The sequence below is a fragment of the Pseudomonas sp. NBB genome (genome assembly GCF_032701105.1).
GTDB lineage: Bacteria > Pseudomonadota > Gammaproteobacteria > Pseudomonadales > Pseudomonadaceae > Aquipseudomonas > Aquipseudomonas asiatica.
In genome coordinates, this window is the sequence record NZ_CP103994.1 from 4,236,409 (window position 1) to 4,251,656 (window position 15,248).

At 64.0% G+C, this 15,248-nt stretch carries 17 protein-coding genes; all 17 read right to left on the reverse strand.

Annotation, left to right across the window (positions count from 1 at the left end; all coding sequences use genetic code 11):
- Positions 1-133: 133 nt before the first annotated feature.
- On the reverse strand, positions 134-1,276 hold the full coding sequence (gene flhB, locus NY023_RS19705; protein WP_013973589.1) for a flagellar biosynthesis protein FlhB: 1,143 nt from the start codon (positions 1,274-1,276) through the stop codon (positions 134-136).
- Positions 1,277-1,278: 2 nt separating this feature from the next.
- Positions 1,279-2,055 (reverse strand): flagellar biosynthetic protein FliR, encoded by a 777-nt coding sequence (gene fliR, locus NY023_RS19710; protein WP_013973590.1) that lies wholly within the window; start codon positions 2,053-2,055, stop codon positions 1,279-1,281.
- A gap of 7 nt (positions 2,056-2,062) precedes the next feature.
- Positions 2,063-2,332, reverse strand: coding sequence for a flagellar biosynthesis protein FliQ (gene fliQ, locus NY023_RS19715; protein WP_013973591.1), 270 nt, complete (start codon positions 2,330-2,332; stop codon positions 2,063-2,065).
- 21 nt (positions 2,333-2,353) lie between these two features.
- Entirely contained in the window at positions 2,354-3,109 is a 756-nt protein-coding gene (fliP, locus tag NY023_RS19720) for a flagellar type III secretion system pore protein FliP (protein ID WP_038410037.1), read from the reverse strand.
- Complete coding sequence (fliO, locus tag NY023_RS19725; protein ID WP_013973593.1) at positions 3,109-3,543, reverse strand: flagellar biosynthetic protein FliO; 435 nt, start codon at positions 3,541-3,543, stop codon at positions 3,109-3,111. The genes fliP and fliO overlap by 1 nt, the downstream gene beginning before the upstream one ends.
- Positions 3,544-3,555: 12 nt before the next feature.
- Complete coding sequence (gene fliN / locus NY023_RS19730) at positions 3,556-4,026, reverse strand: flagellar motor switch protein FliN (RefSeq protein WP_024087456.1); 471 nt, start codon at positions 4,024-4,026, stop codon at positions 3,556-3,558.
- A 47-nt stretch (positions 4,027-4,073) separates the two neighbouring features.
- A complete protein-coding gene (gene fliM, locus NY023_RS19735; RefSeq protein WP_013973595.1) occupies positions 4,074-5,042 on the reverse strand; it encodes a flagellar motor switch protein FliM in 969 nt (322 codons plus the stop codon).
- A gap of 9 nt (positions 5,043-5,051) precedes the next feature.
- Positions 5,052-5,549: a flagellar basal body-associated protein FliL gene (fliL, locus tag NY023_RS19740; RefSeq protein ID WP_013973596.1), complete on the reverse strand. Its 498-nt coding sequence runs from the start codon at positions 5,547-5,549 to the stop codon at positions 5,052-5,054.
- Between the two features lie 218 nt (positions 5,550-5,767).
- A complete protein-coding gene (locus NY023_RS19745) occupies positions 5,768-7,030 on the reverse strand; it encodes a flagellar hook-length control protein FliK (protein WP_013973597.1) in 1,263 nt (420 codons plus the stop codon).
- 72 nt (positions 7,031-7,102) lie between these two features.
- On the reverse strand, positions 7,103-7,450 hold the full coding sequence (locus NY023_RS19750; RefSeq protein WP_044047131.1) for an Hpt domain-containing protein: 348 nt from the start codon (positions 7,448-7,450) through the stop codon (positions 7,103-7,105).
- Positions 7,451-7,498: 48 nt separating this feature from the next.
- On the reverse strand, positions 7,499-9,190 hold the full coding sequence (locus tag NY023_RS19755; protein WP_044047132.1) for a fused response regulator/phosphatase: 1,692 nt from the start codon (positions 9,188-9,190) through the stop codon (positions 7,499-7,501).
- 8 nt (positions 9,191-9,198) lie between these two features.
- Entirely contained in the window at positions 9,199-9,504 is a 306-nt protein-coding gene (locus NY023_RS19760) for an STAS domain-containing protein (RefSeq protein WP_013973600.1), read from the reverse strand.
- A gap of 191 nt (positions 9,505-9,695) precedes the next feature.
- A complete protein-coding gene (gene fliJ / locus NY023_RS19765; RefSeq protein ID WP_013973601.1) occupies positions 9,696-10,148 on the reverse strand; it encodes a flagellar export protein FliJ in 453 nt (150 codons plus the stop codon).
- Positions 10,149-10,154: 6 nt separating this feature from the next.
- Positions 10,155-11,510: a flagellar protein export ATPase FliI gene (gene fliI, locus NY023_RS19770; protein WP_013973602.1), complete on the reverse strand. Its 1,356-nt coding sequence runs from the start codon at positions 11,508-11,510 to the stop codon at positions 10,155-10,157.
- Positions 11,500-12,282 (reverse strand): flagellar assembly protein FliH, encoded by a 783-nt coding sequence (gene fliH / locus NY023_RS19775; protein WP_013973603.1) that lies wholly within the window; start codon positions 12,280-12,282, stop codon positions 11,500-11,502. Before fliH ends, fliI begins: the two co-directional genes overlap by 11 nt.
- A 161-nt stretch (positions 12,283-12,443) precedes the next feature.
- Positions 12,444-13,463 (reverse strand): flagellar motor switch protein FliG, encoded by a 1,020-nt coding sequence (fliG, locus tag NY023_RS19780; protein WP_013973604.1) that lies wholly within the window; start codon positions 13,461-13,463, stop codon positions 12,444-12,446.
- The gene (fliF, locus tag NY023_RS19785; protein ID WP_013973605.1) at positions 13,456-15,234 is read right to left on the reverse strand and encodes a flagellar basal-body MS-ring/collar protein FliF; all 1,779 of its coding nucleotides are present in this window, start codon (positions 15,232-15,234) and stop codon (positions 13,456-13,458) included. Before fliF ends, fliG begins: the two co-directional genes overlap by 8 nt.
- Between the last annotated feature and the right edge of the window lie 14 nt (positions 15,235-15,248).

Sequence of the window (15,248 nt, forward strand, 5' to 3'; positions counted from 1 at the left end):
AACTTTGCTCGATGGGGGATTTATGTTGCCTGTTCCGGCCTCTTCGCGGGTGAACCCGCTCCCACAGGGACCGCAGCAGAGGACCTGTGGGAGCGGGTTCACCCGCGAAAGGGCCAGAAGCCCTGACACAAGGTCAACTGTCGCGGCGCAGGTCCGGCGGAATCGGCAGGTCGTCCTTAAGCGGCTCTGGCCGCTTGCCCTTGCCAGCCCGGTACTGGCGGATCTGGAACACGTAGGCCAGCACCTGCGCCACCGCCAGGTAAAGCCCGGCAGGGATTTCCTGTTCGAGCTCGGTGGAGTAGTAGATCGCCCGCGCCAATGCCGGTGATTCGAGGATCTGGACCTTGTGCTCCACACCGATCTCGCGAATCTTCAAGGCAATGAAATCCGTCCCCTTGGCAAGCAGCAACGGCGCTGCCCCACCTTTTTCCGGGTCGTACTGCAAGGCCACCGCATAATGCGTCGGGTTGGTGATGATCACGTCGGCCTGCGGCACAGCCGCCATCATGCGCCGCTGCGATACCTCGCGCTGCAGCTGGCGAATACGCTGCTTGACCTCAGGCTTGCCTTCGCTGTCCTTGTACTCGTCGCGCACTTCCTGCTTGGTCATCTTCATTTTCTTGTGGGTCTGCCACAGCTGGAACGGCACGTCAGCCGCCGCGATCAGCAGCAGCCCGGCCGACATCCACAACGCACTCCAGCCCACTACCTGCAAGCTGTGGATGATCGCCTGCTCCAGCGGCTCGTTGGCGATCGACAGCAAGGCCTGGCGATCGCTGACCAGCACCACCACCGCCACCACCAGGATCACGAAGAACTTGGCCAGCGCCTTGAGCAGCTCGGTCAGGGCGTGCATCGAGAACATGCGTTTGATACCCGACAGCGGGTTCATGCGGCTGAACTTGGGCTGCAGCAGGCTGCCGGAGAACAGGAAACCGCTCAGTGCGATGGGTGCCACGAAGGAGATCACGAAGAGCAGGATCAGCACCGGCTGCGTCGCCCAAATCGCCATCTTGCCCGAGGCCAACAGGAAGGCGCTCATAGCCCGCTCGTCGACGATGATGTCGCGGGTCAGGCTGAAGTTCATGCGCATCATCTCCAGCAGCGTCTCGGCCAGGTGGCCGCCGAAGGCCAGCAGGCCACCGGCGCCGGCCAGGGTCACCGCCACCGTGTTCAGCTCCTTGGAGCGCGCGATCTCGCCTTTCTCGCGAGCATCGCGCTTGCGCTTTTCGGTGGGGTCTTCTGTCTTGTCCTGACCGCTCTCGCTTTCCGCCATGCTCAGCGCGCCCTCGCCAGTTCACGCAGCCATTGCAGCGCTTCGCTGGCCAATGCCTGGTAGTGGGACAGCACATCGGCCAGGCCGACCCAGAAAATGAACATGCCCATGACCAGGGTCAGCGGGAAACCGATGGAGAAAATGTTCAGTTGCGGCGCGGCGCGGGTCATCACACCAAAGGCAATGTTCACGACCAACAGCGCGGCGATCACCGGCAGAATCAGCAGCAGGCCTGCGGCAAATACCCAGCCCAGGCGCCCGGCCAGCTCCCAGAAATGGTTGACTACCAGTGCGTTGCCCACCGGCAAGGTGGTGAAGCTTTCGGTCAGCACCTCGAACACCACCAGGTGGCCATTCATCAGCAGGAACAACACACTTACCAGCATGGTCATGAACTGGCTGATCACCGTGACGTTGACCCCGTTGGCTGGGTCGACCATCGAAGCGAAGGCCATACCCATCTGCACCGCGACGATCTGCCCGGCAATCACGAACACCTGGAACAGCAACTGCAAAGCCAGGCCGAACAGCGCGCCGACAATGATCTGCTCGGCACACAGCAGCAAACCGCGCAGGCTCAGCGGGTCGAACTCAGGCAGGGGGGGCAGTGCCGGGACGATTACCACCGTAATAGCCACCGCCACGTACAGGCGCACCCGCGCCGGCAGCATGCGGGTGCCGAGGATGGGCATGGTCATCAGCACCGCCGTCACCCGGAACAACGGCAGGATGAAGGTCGCGACCCAGGTGCCGATCTGCGTGTCGGTCAGCTCCAGCATCGGCGCGTCAACCGATCAGCTGCGGGATGTTGGTGTAGAGACTGGTGATGTACTCCATGAACTTCTGCACCAGCCACGGCCCGGCGATGATCAACGTCACCAGCATCACCAACAGGCGCGGCAGGAAACTCAGGGTCTGTTCGTTGATCTGCGTGGCGGCCTGGAACATCGCCACCACCAGGCCCACCAGCAGGCTCGGCACCACCAGCACGGCAACCATCAGCGTGGTAAGCCATAACGCATCACGGAACAGGTCGACAGCGACTTCAGGTGTCATCGGCGGCTCTCCTTGACGGCGTCAGACGCCGCCGAAACTACTGGCCAGGGTACCCATGATCAGCGCCCAGCCATCGACCAGCACGAACAGCATGATCTTGAACGGCAGCGAGATGATCAGCGGCGACAGCATCATCATACCCATGGCCATCAGCACGCTGGCCACCACCATGTCGATGATCAGGAACGGGATGAAAATCATGAAACCGATCTGGAACGCGGTCTTCAGCTCGGAGGTGACGAACGCCGGCACCAGGATCGTCAGCGGCACCTGGTCCGGGCCGGCGATGTCGGTACGCTTGGACAGGCGCATGAACAGGTCGAGGTCGCTTTGCCGGGTTTGTGCCAGCATGAAGTCCTTGAGCGGCCCCTGGGCCTTGTCGATGGCCTGCTGGGCGGTCATCTGCTCCTTCAGGTACGGCTGCAGGGCGTCCTGGTTCACCCGGTCGAACACCGGCGCCATGATGAACATGGTCAGGAACAGCGCCATGCCGGTCAGCAACTGGTTCGACGGCGTCTGCTGCAGGCCCAAGGCCTGACGCAGGATCGAGAACACGATGATGATGCGGGTGAAGCTGGTCATCAGGATGACGAACGCCGGGATGAAGCTGAGCGCAGTCATGATCAGCAGGATCTGCAGGCTGACCGAATATTCCTGCTGCCCGTCCGGGGTATTGGACAGGGTAATGGCCGGGATCGACAGCGGGTCGGCACCCAGGGCCAGCGGCGCAGCCAGCAGCAGCGCCAGAGTCAACAACACACGCAGCGCGCCACTCATCACTTCTTGTCCTTAGGGTCCTTGCCCATCAGCTCCATCAGCCGCTGGGCAAACTCCGGCGTCGCCTGGCGGGCGTTTTCCGGCACTTCCACGGGCTCGGCCAGCACATGCAGGGCCTCGATGCTGCCAGGGGTATGGCCGATCAGGATCTGCTCCTTGCCCACCTGCACCAGCAGCAGGCGGTCACGCGGGCCGATGGCCCGGCTGCCGACGATCTCGATCACCTGCCCGCCCTTCACCGCCGTGCTTTGCAGACGCCGCAGCAACCAGGCCAGGAAGAAGATCAGGCCGACCACCAGCAGCAGGCCGAAAACCATCTGCGCCAGCTGCCCACCGAGGCTGCCAGGTGCGGTTGCCGGTGTGGCCGCCGGTGTGGCCGCGGCCAGGCAAGCCTGGCTGGCGAGCAGCGCGGCAGCCGCCGCGATGGCGCGCATCGTGCCCTTCACTCAGCGCAGCTTCTTGATACGTTCGCTGGGGCTGATCACGTCGGTCAGGCGGATGCCGAACTTCTCGTTGACCACCACTACCTCGCCATGGGCGATCAGCGTGCCGTTGACCAGCACGTCGAGCGGTTCGCCGGCCAGGCGGTCGAGCTCGATCACCGAGCCCTGGTTGAGCTGCAGCAGGTTGCGGATGTTGATCTCGGTGCTGCCCACTTCCATGGAAATGTTCACCGGGATATCCAGGATCACGTCCAGGTTCGGGCCTTCGAGGCTGACGTTTTCGTTCGGCTTCGGCGAGCTGGCGAACTCCTCCATCGGCAGGCGTCCCGGCCCGCTGGTGCTGCTGCCGGTGTCACCACCCAGCAGTGCATCAATGTCGGCCTGGCCGGCTGCACCGGTTTCTTCCAGTGCCGCAGCCCACTCATCGGCCAGCGCCTGGTCCTCTGCGGAGGTAATCTCGTTTTCGTTAGCCATGGTTTCCTCGACAGGCATTCAATTCGTTATGTGCGATCGGCACGCCGTCAGCGGCGTTCAATCGGGTCGATGATCTGCAGCGCCAGGTTGCCCTTGTGCGAACCCAGGCGCGCCTTGAACGACGGCACGCCGTTGGCACGCAGCACCAGGTGCTCGGGCAGCTCCACCGGGATCACGTCGCCAGGCTGCATGTGCAGAATGTCGCGCAGCTTCAACTGGCGACGGGCTACGGTGGCGGTCAGCGGCACGGCAACATCCAGCACGTCTTCGCGCAGGGCCTTGACCCAGCGCTCGTCCTGGTCGTCCAGGTCGGACTGGAAACCGGCGTCGAGCATTTCCCGCACCGGCTCGATCATCGAGTACGGCATGGTCACATGCAGGTCGCCGCCACCGCCGTCCAGTTCGATGTGGAAAGTGGACACCACCACCGCCTCGCTGGGGCCGACAATGTTGGCCATGGCCGGGTTGACCTCGGAGTTCATGTACTCGAAGGTGACCGGCATGATTGCCTGCCAGGCTTCCTTGAGGTCGACGAAGCACTGGTCCAGCACCATGCGCACCACGCGCAACTCGGTGGGGGTGAACTCGCGGCCTTCGATCTTGGCATGGCGGCCATCGCCGCCGAAGAAGTTGTCCACCAGCTTGAACACCAGCTTGGCATCGAGGATGAACAGCGAAGTGCCGCGCAGCGGCTTGATCTTGACCAGGTTGAGGCTGGTCGGCACGTACAGCGAGTGCACGTATTCGCCAAACTTCATCACCTGCACGCCACCCACCGCCACGTCGGCGGAGCGGCGCAGCAGGTTGAACATGCTGATACGGGTGTAGCGGGCGAAGCGCTCGTTGATCATTTCCAGGGTCGGCATGCGACCCCGCACGATACGGTCCTGACTGGTCAGGTCGTAGCTTTTGATGCTGCCAGGCTCGGATGCACTCTCGGTCTGCACCAGCCCGTCGTCGACGCCATGCAACAGGGCATCGATTTCATCCTGGGACAGCAGGTCCTGTACGGCCATTGCGGACTCCTACTGCAATACGAAATTGGTGAACAGCAACTGGTCGACGACCGGCTTGCCGACTTCCTTCTGCGCCACTTCCTGGACCACTGCGGTGGCCTTCTGACGCAGCATTTCCTGCCCCACCGGGCTGCCGGCCAGGGTGTCGAAGCCTTGCCCGGAGAACATCATCACCAGGTTGTTGCGGATCACCGGCATGTGCACCTTGAGCGCATCTAGGTCGGCCTGGTTGCGCGCTTGCAGGGTGATGCTCACCTGCATGTAGCGCTGGCGACCGTTCTGGTTGAAGTTGACCACGAAGGCCGGGGTCAGTGCTTCGTAGATAGCCGCTGGCTTGACGTTGCTGGCTGCAGGATCGGCGGCCGGGGCCGGCTCGCTCTTGTGCATGATGAACCAGGTAGCGCCCACCGACAGGCCGATCGCCAGCAACAGGCCCACTACTGCCAGCAGGATCAGCTTGAGTTTGCCTTTAGTGGCGGGGTCTTTGACTGCTTCGCTCTTCGCCATGCCAATAATCCGTCGTCCATCGGGGGTTCAAGGGAGGATGGCTTGGCTTGAGCAAGTGTTATGCCAGATTTTGCAGTAGGGAGATTTCAGCAGGGGCAACCGTGCTGGCTTCTTCGCGGGTGAACCCGCTCCCACAGGACCTCCACAGGCTTCGAACCCTGCGCTGTACTTGTGGGAGCGGGTTTACCCGCGAAGAGGCCAGTACAGGCAATCGGGATCTACGCGTAATAATCGACCGCACTGTCACCAACAACCACCTGCTGCTCCACAGGCCGGGCGCTATCGACTGCCTCTACCCCGCCCTGCTCGGCCCGGCGCGCCGCCACCCCGGACAGGTTGCTGCCCTGCGCCTGACCCTGCTGCTGTTGCTGCTGCCCGCGCGACTGGTCGGCCACGTTGACATCCGGCTGTGCCAGCCCCTGCTGGGCGAACAGCTCGCGCAGGCGGTGTACCTGGCTGTCGAGGGCGTCACGCACGCCGGCGTGACCGCTGATGAAGGTGACCTGGGTCGACTGGTCCGTCGCAACATTGACGCGAATGTCCAGGCGGCCCAGTTCAGCCGGCTCCAGCTGGATATCCGCCGACTTCAGGTTCTGGCTGGACAGGTACATGACCCGGTTGACCAGGCCCTCGGCCCAGGCGTTCTGGTTCATCGGCAGCGGTTGGTGCAACGGGCTGGCGTTGGCAGGCACGGCATTGGCGGTCTTGGCCGTGGCGGCCTGGGTCAGGTTGGCCAGGCGGTTGGCGAAATCGTCGATGCGCGTATCGCTGCCAGCGCCCTTGGTGTCCTTCAGGCCATCTTCGAGCAAGGCAGCAAAGGCCTTGTCGCCGGGCTCGCCCGCCTCACCCTCGGCATTCTCGACCAGATTCGCCAAGGTATTGACGGCCATCTGCCCCTCCTCGCCCTGAGCCTGCGAAGCGTCCAGGGCATGTGCCGAAGTCGCCCCTTTGGCCTGGGCGCTTTGCTCCAGCGCCAGACGCAAGGTCGGCAGGTTGGCCAGAGGGTCGGCGTCAGGATCGAAGGTTTCCTCGGCGGCAGACTCCTCGGGCAGCACGGCCGTGACCTGCGCCGTGGCAGCCTGCAACACCGGCGCCACCGCCTCGGCCTGCGCCTGGATCAGTTGAGCGCCAGGCTGGGCGTCGGTTACCTGACCGGCCACCAGGCTGGCATCGCGCAAGCCGGTGTCAGCCTTGGCCTGGTCGTCGGCTGGCAATTGTTTGCCGTCATCGGCAACTGCGGGTTTGTCGGCAGCGGCTTTCTTGCCGCCCTGCGCCGACTCGGGCTTGTCCTTGGGCTTGGCCTGGGCGACCTTGTCGTCCTGCCCTGCGGCCTTGTCGCGGCCCTGCCTGGCCATCACCTGGCCGAAGCCTTCGCCCTTGTCGCCCGGCGCCTGCAGCGGCTTGTCGGCCTGTGCGGTGGCCGAACGCGAGGTATTGGCAACGGCGTTGCCTTGCAGCAATGGGTTGGGTGCGACAGGCATCGAGCGGTCTCCGCGCCAGAAACAAAAAAATCATCCAGCCAGAGACAGGCAAGACTCGCGCCAAGTCGTGTATCAACCCGCCGAAATGCGTTGCTGCTCACCTCGGTAGAACCGCTGTACCTCGACGAACTCCAGGTCGATGCGGTTGATCAGGTCCTCGATGCCATACAGCGGAGGCCGCCGCGCGCGCTCCTCCAGTTGCTGGCACAGGCTGGCCAGTGCAACCGCGCCCATATTGCTGCTACTGCCCTTGAAACTATGGGCCGCAGAACCGAGCTCTTCGGCATTTTTGGCCGCATGCAACTGGCCCAGGCGCCGCTCGGAGTCGTCAAGAAAGGTTTGCACCAACTGCAGGTAGCCATCTTCCATGACCTCACGCAGGTCGCTGAGTACCTTGTGGTCAATATGCATGTCAGTCACTTGTTCACTCCTTGATCAAGCCAGATTATGCCCGAGCCAACCCGTGGCTCACCAGACGAACTCCACATGCGCGCAACGCCCGCCTTCACTCCAGCACGCGCTGCTGGCCAGCCGCCGAACCAGATTCAGGCCACGCCCGCTCAGCCCCTGCTCCAGCGTGGGCCGCGACAGCACGCCCTGCACATCGAACCCGGCACCACTGTCACGGACCTCGATCATCAGACGCCCGCCGTCGGCATGCGGTTCAACCTTGAAATCGATGCGCACGTAACCGTCGGTCAACACCCCGAGGCGCCGGGCGCGCTCTTGATAATAGTCTGCAAAGCCTTGGCCATCGCGCTTGAGCTGCGAATCCAGGCCCAGCACGCCATGCTCCAGCGCGTTTGAATAAAGCTCGCTGAGCACACTGTGCAGGTTGCCGGTGCGCGCACGCAGGCCGTGAATCTCCTGCAACAACTGCACCAGGTACGGCACCGGGTTGAAGCGTTTGAGGCTCTCGCCACGCACCTCGAACCCCAGCGACCAGTCCAGCGGGCTGGAGCGGCCGCTATCAGAGTAGATCATCGGCGCCGGCACTTGCTCCTCGGCACAGAACATACGAATGTCGCACAGGCTGATGTCATCGCGCGGGCGCCCGCCAAAGCGCTCCAGGGCCTGCATCACTTCGTCGAACAGCCGCGCCGGGTCATGGTTGTCGGCCAGCACCCTGCGCAGGCGCTGCACGCCGAACAGGCGCTCCTGGTCGTCGGCCGTGTCGAGCACGCCGTCCGAAAGCAGCAGCAGGCGCTCACCCGGCGCCAGCGGCAGCACTTCGGTACTGTCATCGAAACGCTCGGCGTCCAGGATGCCCAACGGCAGGTGTCGCGAACCCAGCGCCGACAGCACCTGGCCATCCACTGCCAGGCGATAGCCATCAGGCATACCGCCGTTCCACACCTCCACCGAACCGCGCTGCATGCTGAGGTTGAGCAGCAGCGCACAACAGAACATGTCCACCGGCAAGATGCGCTTGAGCTTGGCGTTCATCTCGCGCAGGACCTGCGCCATGCCGTAGCCCTTGGCAGTCATGCCGTAGAACACTTCGGCCAGCGGCATCGCCCCTACCGCCGCCGGCAGGCCGTGGCCGGTAAAGTCGCCGAGCAGCACACGCATGTCGCCGGACGGGGTGAACGCGGCCAGCATCAGGTCGCCATTGAACAGCGCATAGGGCGATTGCAGGTAGCGGATGTTAGGCGCGGCAAGGCAGCCGGAGTGGGCCACCTTGTCGAACACCGCCTTGGCCACCCGCTGCTCGTTGAGCAGGTGGTGGTGGTGCCGGGCAATCTGGTCACGCTGCTCCAGCACGGTGGCCTGCAGCCGGCGCAGTCGGTCCATGGCGCGGATCTTGGCACCAAGGATCACCGCACTGTAGGGCTTGGCCATGAAGTCGTCGCCCCCTGCCTCCAGGCAGCGCACCAGGCCTTCCTCCTCGTTCAATGAAGTCAGGAAAATGATCGGCACCAGCGCTTCGCCGGCCAGGGCCTTGATCTGTCGCGCCGCCTCGAAGCCATCCATCACCGGCATCAGCGCATCCAGCAGCACCAGTTGCGGGCGCCGCTCGACGAACAACGCCACCGCCTGCTCGCCGTTTTCCGCGGTAAATACTTGATGACCCTGACGGCGCACGATCTGCGCCAGCAGCAGGCGGTCGGCGGCACCGTCTTCGGCCACCAGCACGGTCAACGCCTGTTCGGCCGGCATGTCGGCGCTCAACTGATATCGAAGAGTTTTTCGAAATTGGAGATGGCGAGTATCTTGCGCACGTCGGAGCTGGCATGCACCACTCGCACATCCGACTCATCGCCGCCTGCATGGTCACGCAGCAACAGCAGCATGCCGAGCGCGGAACTGTCGAGGTAGGTGGTGTCCTTCAGGTCGACGACCACCGAATCTGGCCGGCTGGGCTGGCGTTCGTAGGCGTCGCGAAATTCCTGGTGCTTGCCGAAATCGAAGCGCCCCTTGATCTTTATCGTCAGCTTTTTCCCGTCCTGCGAAAAATCAGTCTCGACTGCCATGCTAGCGATTCCTTCGATGATGGCGGATGCAACTCCATAAAGGTTTAGCAGGCGATGGCGGGGGTGGCAAGCATGTGGGCTGCCTGTCCCGGCCTCTTCGCGGGTGAACCCGCTCCCACAGGACCTTCACAAATTCGAATCCTGCGCCGTGCCTGTGGGAGCGGGTTTACCCGCGAAGAGGCCAGTACAGGCTATAGGTGATTCTGCCGCGGCAGGCGTTGTGACAGCTCGTCGAGCAGGCGCTGCTCGCGCTTGTCTTCGGCCCGCCGGGCTTCCTCCAGATAGCGCTGTACCAGCTTGCGCAGGCCTTCCACCCGGGCATAGGCCTGCTGCCAGGTGCCGCGGGCGTTGTTGAGGTTGTTCTGGTGCCAGACCAGGCTCTGGCGCTGCTGAGTCATGGCCGTTTCCAGCTGCCCGAGGAAGCGCTGGTAATTGACCAGCCAGCTACCGTTTACCCCCTGCCCGCCGCGGTTGATCCACTGCAGCTGGTAATCCTCGCGAAACCGCTCGAGCTCGGCCAGCTTGGCCTGGGCAGTGGCCACCTGCTGCTGGAACTGCCCAAGGCGCTGCGCCGCCTTGCGCTCGGCCTCTTCGGCCATGTCCACCACCGGCGCCAGGCGCGCGGCACGTCCAGGCAGCGCCATGGCTTATCAGCCTGCCGGGGGCGTGAAGATCGCCCCCAGCTGGTCGCGGCTTTGCGCCATGCCCACGTTCTCGCGCAGGCCCTGGCGCAGAAACTCCACCAGCTTCGACTGCAGGGCAATGGCCAGATCGGTTTCCGGGTCGCCACCCGCCACGTAGGCACCCACACTGATCAGGTCACGGCTTTGCGACAGGCGCGACCACAGCTGCTTGAACTTTTGCGCCTGGCGCAAATGGTCTGCATCGACCACCTGAGGCATGACCCGACTGATCGAGGCTTCGATGTCGATAGCCGGGTAATGGCCTTCCTCGGCCAACCGCCGCGACAGCACGAAGTGGCCATCGAGCACACCACGCGCCGAGTCGGCAATCGGGTCCTGCTGGTCGTCACCCTCGGACAACACAGTGTAGAACGCGGTGATCGAACCACCGCCTGGCTCGCCGTTGCCGGCCCGCTCCACCAGCTTGGGCAGCTTGGCGAACACCGACGGCGGGTAACCCCGGGTGGCCGGCGGTTCGCCGATGGCGAGGGCAATTTCACGCTGGGCCTGGGCGAAACGAGTCAGCGAGTCCATCAGCAACAGCACGTTCTTGCCCTTGTCGCGGAAGTACTCGGCGATACGTGTGCAGTACATGGCGGCGCGCAGGCGCATCAGCGGCGCATCGTCGGCGGGCGAAGCGACCACAACCGAGCGCTTGAGGCCTTCCTCACCAAGGATATGCTCGATGAATTCCTTGACCTCGCGGCCCCGCTCACCGATCAGGCCGACGACGATGATTTCGGCTTCGGTGAAGCGGGTCATCATGCCCAGCAACACCGACTTGCCCACGCCGGTACCGGCGAACAAGCCCAGGCGCTGGCCGCGACCGACGGTGAGCAGGCCATTGATGCTGCGGATACCCACATCCAGCGGTTTGCTGATGGGGTCGCGGTTCAACGGGTTGATCACCGGGCCGTCCATCGGCACCCAGTCCTCGGCCTTCATCCCGCCCTTGCCATCCAGCGCACGGCCGGCGCCGTCGAGCACCCGGCCGAGCATGCTCATGCCCATGGGCAGGCGGCCGCCGTCATCCAGCGGCACCACCCGGGCGCCGGGAGCGATGCCGACGATGCTGCCGACCGGCATGAGGAATACCTTGGGCCCGGCAAAACCCATGACTTCGGCTTCCACCTGCACCGGGTGATAACTGTCGTCGTTGATTACCAGGCAGCGGCTGCCGACTGCAGCGCGCAGGCCTTCGGCTTCCAGGGTGAGGCCAACCATGCGCAGCAGGCGGCCTTCGACGATGGGCTGGGCCGGCAGTTCGATGGCCTCGGCATAACTGCCCAGGCGTTTGCCGAAGCTGGTGCGTTCAAGGTGCATCCGGGGTATCCACCAGGCTGTCCAGATCAATGGACATATCCGCTGCCGCCGGGTGCAGCGAATGGTCGTGCAACTGATCGAACAGTTGCGCCACGGCTTTCTCGATGCGGGTTTCCATGGTCGCGTCGATGCGGCTGTGCGCGGTCTCGATACGGCAGCCGCCTGGTAGCAGCGCGCTGTCCTCGAGCAGCCGCCAGCTTTCCTCATGGCGCTCGCGCAGGGCCTTGGCCAGCTCGAAATCCTGCGGGTTGAGATGGATGCGGATATTGTCCGCGCCCATGGGCAGCAGCTTGAGCGCTTCGCGCAGTACCTGGGTGATCTGGCTGGAATCACTCCGCAGTTCGCGACCGATTACCTGACGGGTCATGTGAGCAACCAGGTGGACCAGGGCCTTCTCGATCTGCGTGTCTTGCTCGGCGATCGGCTCCATCAGGTTGGTCATCAGGCGGTCGAGGCTTTCCAGCTTGGTCTTCAGGGCCTCTTCGGCTTCCTGGCGGACCTTGAGCTGGGTGCTATGGAAGCCCTCGCGCTCACCGGTGGCAAAGCCTTCGTTGTAGGCTTCCTGGCGGATGGCCTCGAGTTCTTCCAGGGTCAGTGGCTGGACTTCTTCCAGCGGCACTTCCTCGACTTCTTCCTCGACTACCTCGGGCTCCGGCTCCGGTTCGGGCTCAGCCTCGGGTTCCGGGTCGAAGCTGGGCAGCGCCCATACGTCCACGCCTTCGAGGTCGCGGGCGCGGATCAGGTCGCTGGGGTGATGTTCTTTGGTGGGCATGCTGTCATGTTCTCAAACCATGTTCAGCCGACACGGTCCCTGTGGGAGCGGGTTCACCCGCGAATGCGTCGGCAGCGACAACCTCTATCGCCAGGTCCGACGCCTTCGCGGGTAAACCCGCTCCCACAAGGGGCGGCGTCGGCCTTCAGATCGCGAAGACCTTAGATCATTTCCTCGGCACCCTTGCCGCCGAGCACGATCTCGCCGGCCTCGGCCATGCGGCGGGCGATGGTGAGGATTTCCTTCTGCGCCGTTTCCACGTCGCTGACCCGCACCGGCCCCTTGGCCTCCAGGTCGTCGCGCAACAGCTCCGAGGCACGTTTGGACATGTTCTTGAAGATCTTGTCCTTGACCCGCTCGTCGGCGCCCTTGAGCGATACCACCAGCACGTCGGACGAGACTTCGCGCAGCAGCGCCTGGATGCCACGGTCGTCGACATCGGCCAGGTTGTTGAAGACGAACATCAGGTCTTCGATCTGCTCCGACAGGTCGCTGTCGATCTCGCGGATCGCGTCCATCAGCGCACCTTCCACCGAGCTGTCGAGGAAGTTCATGATGTCGGCGGCGCGCTTGATGCCACCCAAGGTGGTACGTGCCGCATTGGAATTGCCCGAGAACTGCTTCTCGAGGATCTGGTTCAGCTCCTTCAACGCCGCCGGTTGCACAGTGTTCAGCGACGACACGCGCAGGACGATGTCCAGGCGCACCTTGTGGTCGAAGTTGCTCAACACTTCGCCGGCCTGGTCGGGGTCGAGGTAGGCGACCACGATGGCCTGGATCTGCGGGTGCTCGTAGCGGATCACATCGGCAACGGCGCGCGGCTCCATCCACTTGAGGCTGTCCAGGCCACTGGTGTTGCCACCGAGCAGGATGCGGTCGACCAGGCCGTTGGCCTTGTCCTCGCCCAGTGCCTGGTTGAGCATCTTGCGGATGTAGGCATCGGAGCCCACGCCCAGGCTGGTCTGGTCGCCGACGATTTCGACGAACTCGCTCATCACCTGCTCGACCTGGTCACGGTGCACATTGCCCATCTGGGCCATGGCCACACCCACCCGCTGTACCTCCTTTGGCCCCATGTGCCGCAGCACCTGGGCCGCGTCGGTCTCGCCCAAAGAAAGCAGGAGGATTGCCGCCTTGTCGACGCGGCTCAGCTTGGCGGTAACGGCTCGGTTGTCACTCATCGGCGTTGATCCACTCTTTCACGACCTGGGCAACGCGGCCCGGGTCTTCGGCCACCAGGCCTTTGATTGCGTTGAGCTGTGCCTCGTAACCCTCGCTGGGGCTAGGCAGCAGAATGCTTGTCGGGCCACCCAGAGTGACGCGGTCGTTGGCCAGTTCGCCATCCAGACCCATCATGCCGCCCAGCTCCATGTCGCTGTCCGGGGCAGCCTGCTTGCCGCCCCCTGTAATATTGTTCAGTACCGGCCGCAACACACCGAATACCAGTACCAGGATGAACACCACGCCCAGCACCTGCTTGACGATGTCCCAGAACCACGGCTGCTGGTAGAAGGCGATATCGGCGATCTCCTCGCCACGGTCGGCGGCGAACGGCACGTTGATCACCGTCACGCTGTCGCCACGGCTGGCATCGAAGCCGACCGCGTCCTGTACCAGGCGCGTGAAGCGTGCCAGGTCCTCGGCGCCCCAAGGCGCACGGGTGGTGTCGCCGGTGGCCGGGTCGATCTTGACCTGATCGTCCACCACTACCGCCACCGACAGGCGGGTCATGCGCCCCTGCTGCTGGCGGGTATGACTGATGGAGCGGTCGAGCTCGAAGTTCTTGGTACTCTGCTGACGTTTATCCGACGGATACGGCGCAAGCATAGGCTGGCCGGTGGCCGGGTCCATGATCTGCTGACCATTGGCATCCACCAGCGGCTGGCCTGGCTGGATGGCAGCAGCCGGCGTGGCGGCGCCACCGGTTGTCTGCGGTGCCGATGCAGCGCCTGGCGGCTGGTTGCTCAGCGCGCCAGGCACGCCTTGCGGGCCTTGGCTGCTGGCACGTTGTTCATCGACCGATTGCTCGCTGCGCAGCGCCGGCTGGTCGGGGTTGAACTGCTCGGAGGTGGACTCGACCGCGCTGAAGTCCAGGTCGGCAGACACTTCGGCCTTGTAGCGGTCATTGCCCAGCACCGGCTGCAGGATGTTGTGTACCCGCTGGGTGAGCATGCTTTCTACCCGGCGGCTGTAGTCGAACTGCTTGCCTGCCTGGGTCAGGGCGGTGTCCTGGATCTGCTCGGACAGCAGGTTGCCCTTCTGGTCGACCACTGTGACCTGGGACTTGTCCAGTTCCGGCACGCTGGTGGCGACCAGGTTGACGATGGCCATCACCTGCCCGGCTTCCAGGGCACGGCCCGGGTACAGTTCGACCAGTACCGAGGCGCTGGGCTTGCGTTCGTCACGCACGAACACCGAGCTTTTCGGAATGGCCAGGTGCACGCGCGCGCCCTTGACGTTGTTCAGGCTGGACACGGTACGCGCCAGCTCGCCTTCCAGGCTGCGACGGTAACGGGTGGCTTCCATGAACTGGCTGGTGCCCAGGCCCTGCTCCTTGTCGAGCAGCTCGAAACCGACGTTGCCATCGCTTGGCGCCACCCCGGCGGCCGCCAGTTTCAGGCGCGCACGGGAGAGGTCGTCGGCCTTGACCAGCAGAGCCCCGGAGTTGGGCTCGACGTTGTAGGGGATGTCGGCGGCGGCCAGGGTATCCATGACCTGCTTGGTGTCCATGCCGGCCAGGCTGCCGTACAGCGGACGGTAATCGGGTTGTTGCGACCACAGCACCACGGCAAAGCCGATCGCCACGCTGGCAGCCAGGCCGACCATGAGGCCGATCTGACGCAGCATGGGCATCTGCGCGATGTTTTCCAGAAACGCCATGCCGAACAGCGGCGGCTTGGCCGCGGGCGGGCCGCTCTTGGCAGGGGCGTTGTCGACGACTGCTTCAGCCATGGTTTACGTCCGCC

Excerpts from the sequence above, each read along its gene's own strand:
- flhB (WP_013973589.1), bottom strand. The coding sequence starts at position 1,276 with ATGGCGGAAAGCGAGAGCGGTCAGGACAAGACAGAAGACCCCACCGAA.
- fliR (WP_013973590.1), bottom strand. The coding sequence starts at position 2,055 with ATGCTGGAGCTGACCGACACGCAGATCGGCACCTGGGTCGCGACCTTC.
- fliQ (WP_013973591.1), bottom strand. The coding sequence starts at position 2,332 with ATGACACCTGAAGTCGCTGTCGACCTGTTCCGTGATGCGTTATGGCTT.
- fliP (WP_038410037.1), bottom strand. The coding sequence starts at position 3,109 with ATGAGTGGCGCGCTGCGTGTGTTGTTGACTCTGGCGCTGCTGCTGGCT.
- fliO (WP_013973593.1), bottom strand. The coding sequence starts at position 3,543 with ATGCGCGCCATCGCGGCGGCTGCCGCGCTGCTCGCCAGCCAGGCTTGC.
- fliN (WP_024087456.1), bottom strand. The coding sequence starts at position 4,026 with ATGGCTAACGAAAACGAGATTACCTCCGCAGAGGACCAGGCGCTGGCC.
- fliM (WP_013973595.1), bottom strand. The coding sequence starts at position 5,042 with ATGGCCGTACAGGACCTGCTGTCCCAGGATGAAATCGATGCCCTGTTG.
- fliL (WP_013973596.1), bottom strand. The coding sequence starts at position 5,549 with ATGGCGAAGAGCGAAGCAGTCAAAGACCCCGCCACTAAAGGCAAACTC.
- NY023_RS19745 (WP_013973597.1), bottom strand. The coding sequence starts at position 7,030 with ATGCCTGTCGCACCCAACCCATTGCTGCAAGGCAACGCCGTTGCCAAT.
- NY023_RS19755 (WP_044047132.1), bottom strand. The coding sequence starts at position 9,190 with ATGCCGGCCGAACAGGCGTTGACCGTGCTGGTGGCCGAAGACGGTGCC.
- NY023_RS19760 (WP_013973600.1), bottom strand. The coding sequence starts at position 9,504 with ATGGCAGTCGAGACTGATTTTTCGCAGGACGGGAAAAAGCTGACGATA.
- fliJ (WP_013973601.1), bottom strand. The coding sequence starts at position 10,148 with ATGGCGCTGCCTGGACGTGCCGCGCGCCTGGCGCCGGTGGTGGACATG.
- fliI (WP_013973602.1), bottom strand. The coding sequence starts at position 11,510 with ATGCACCTTGAACGCACCAGCTTCGGCAAACGCCTGGGCAGTTATGCC.
- fliH (WP_013973603.1), bottom strand. The coding sequence starts at position 12,282 with ATGCCCACCAAAGAACATCACCCCAGCGACCTGATCCGCGCCCGCGAC.
- fliG (WP_013973604.1), bottom strand. The coding sequence starts at position 13,463 with ATGAGTGACAACCGAGCCGTTACCGCCAAGCTGAGCCGCGTCGACAAG.
- fliF (WP_013973605.1), bottom strand. The coding sequence starts at position 15,234 with ATGGCTGAAGCAGTCGTCGACAACGCCCCTGCCAAGAGCGGCCCGCCC.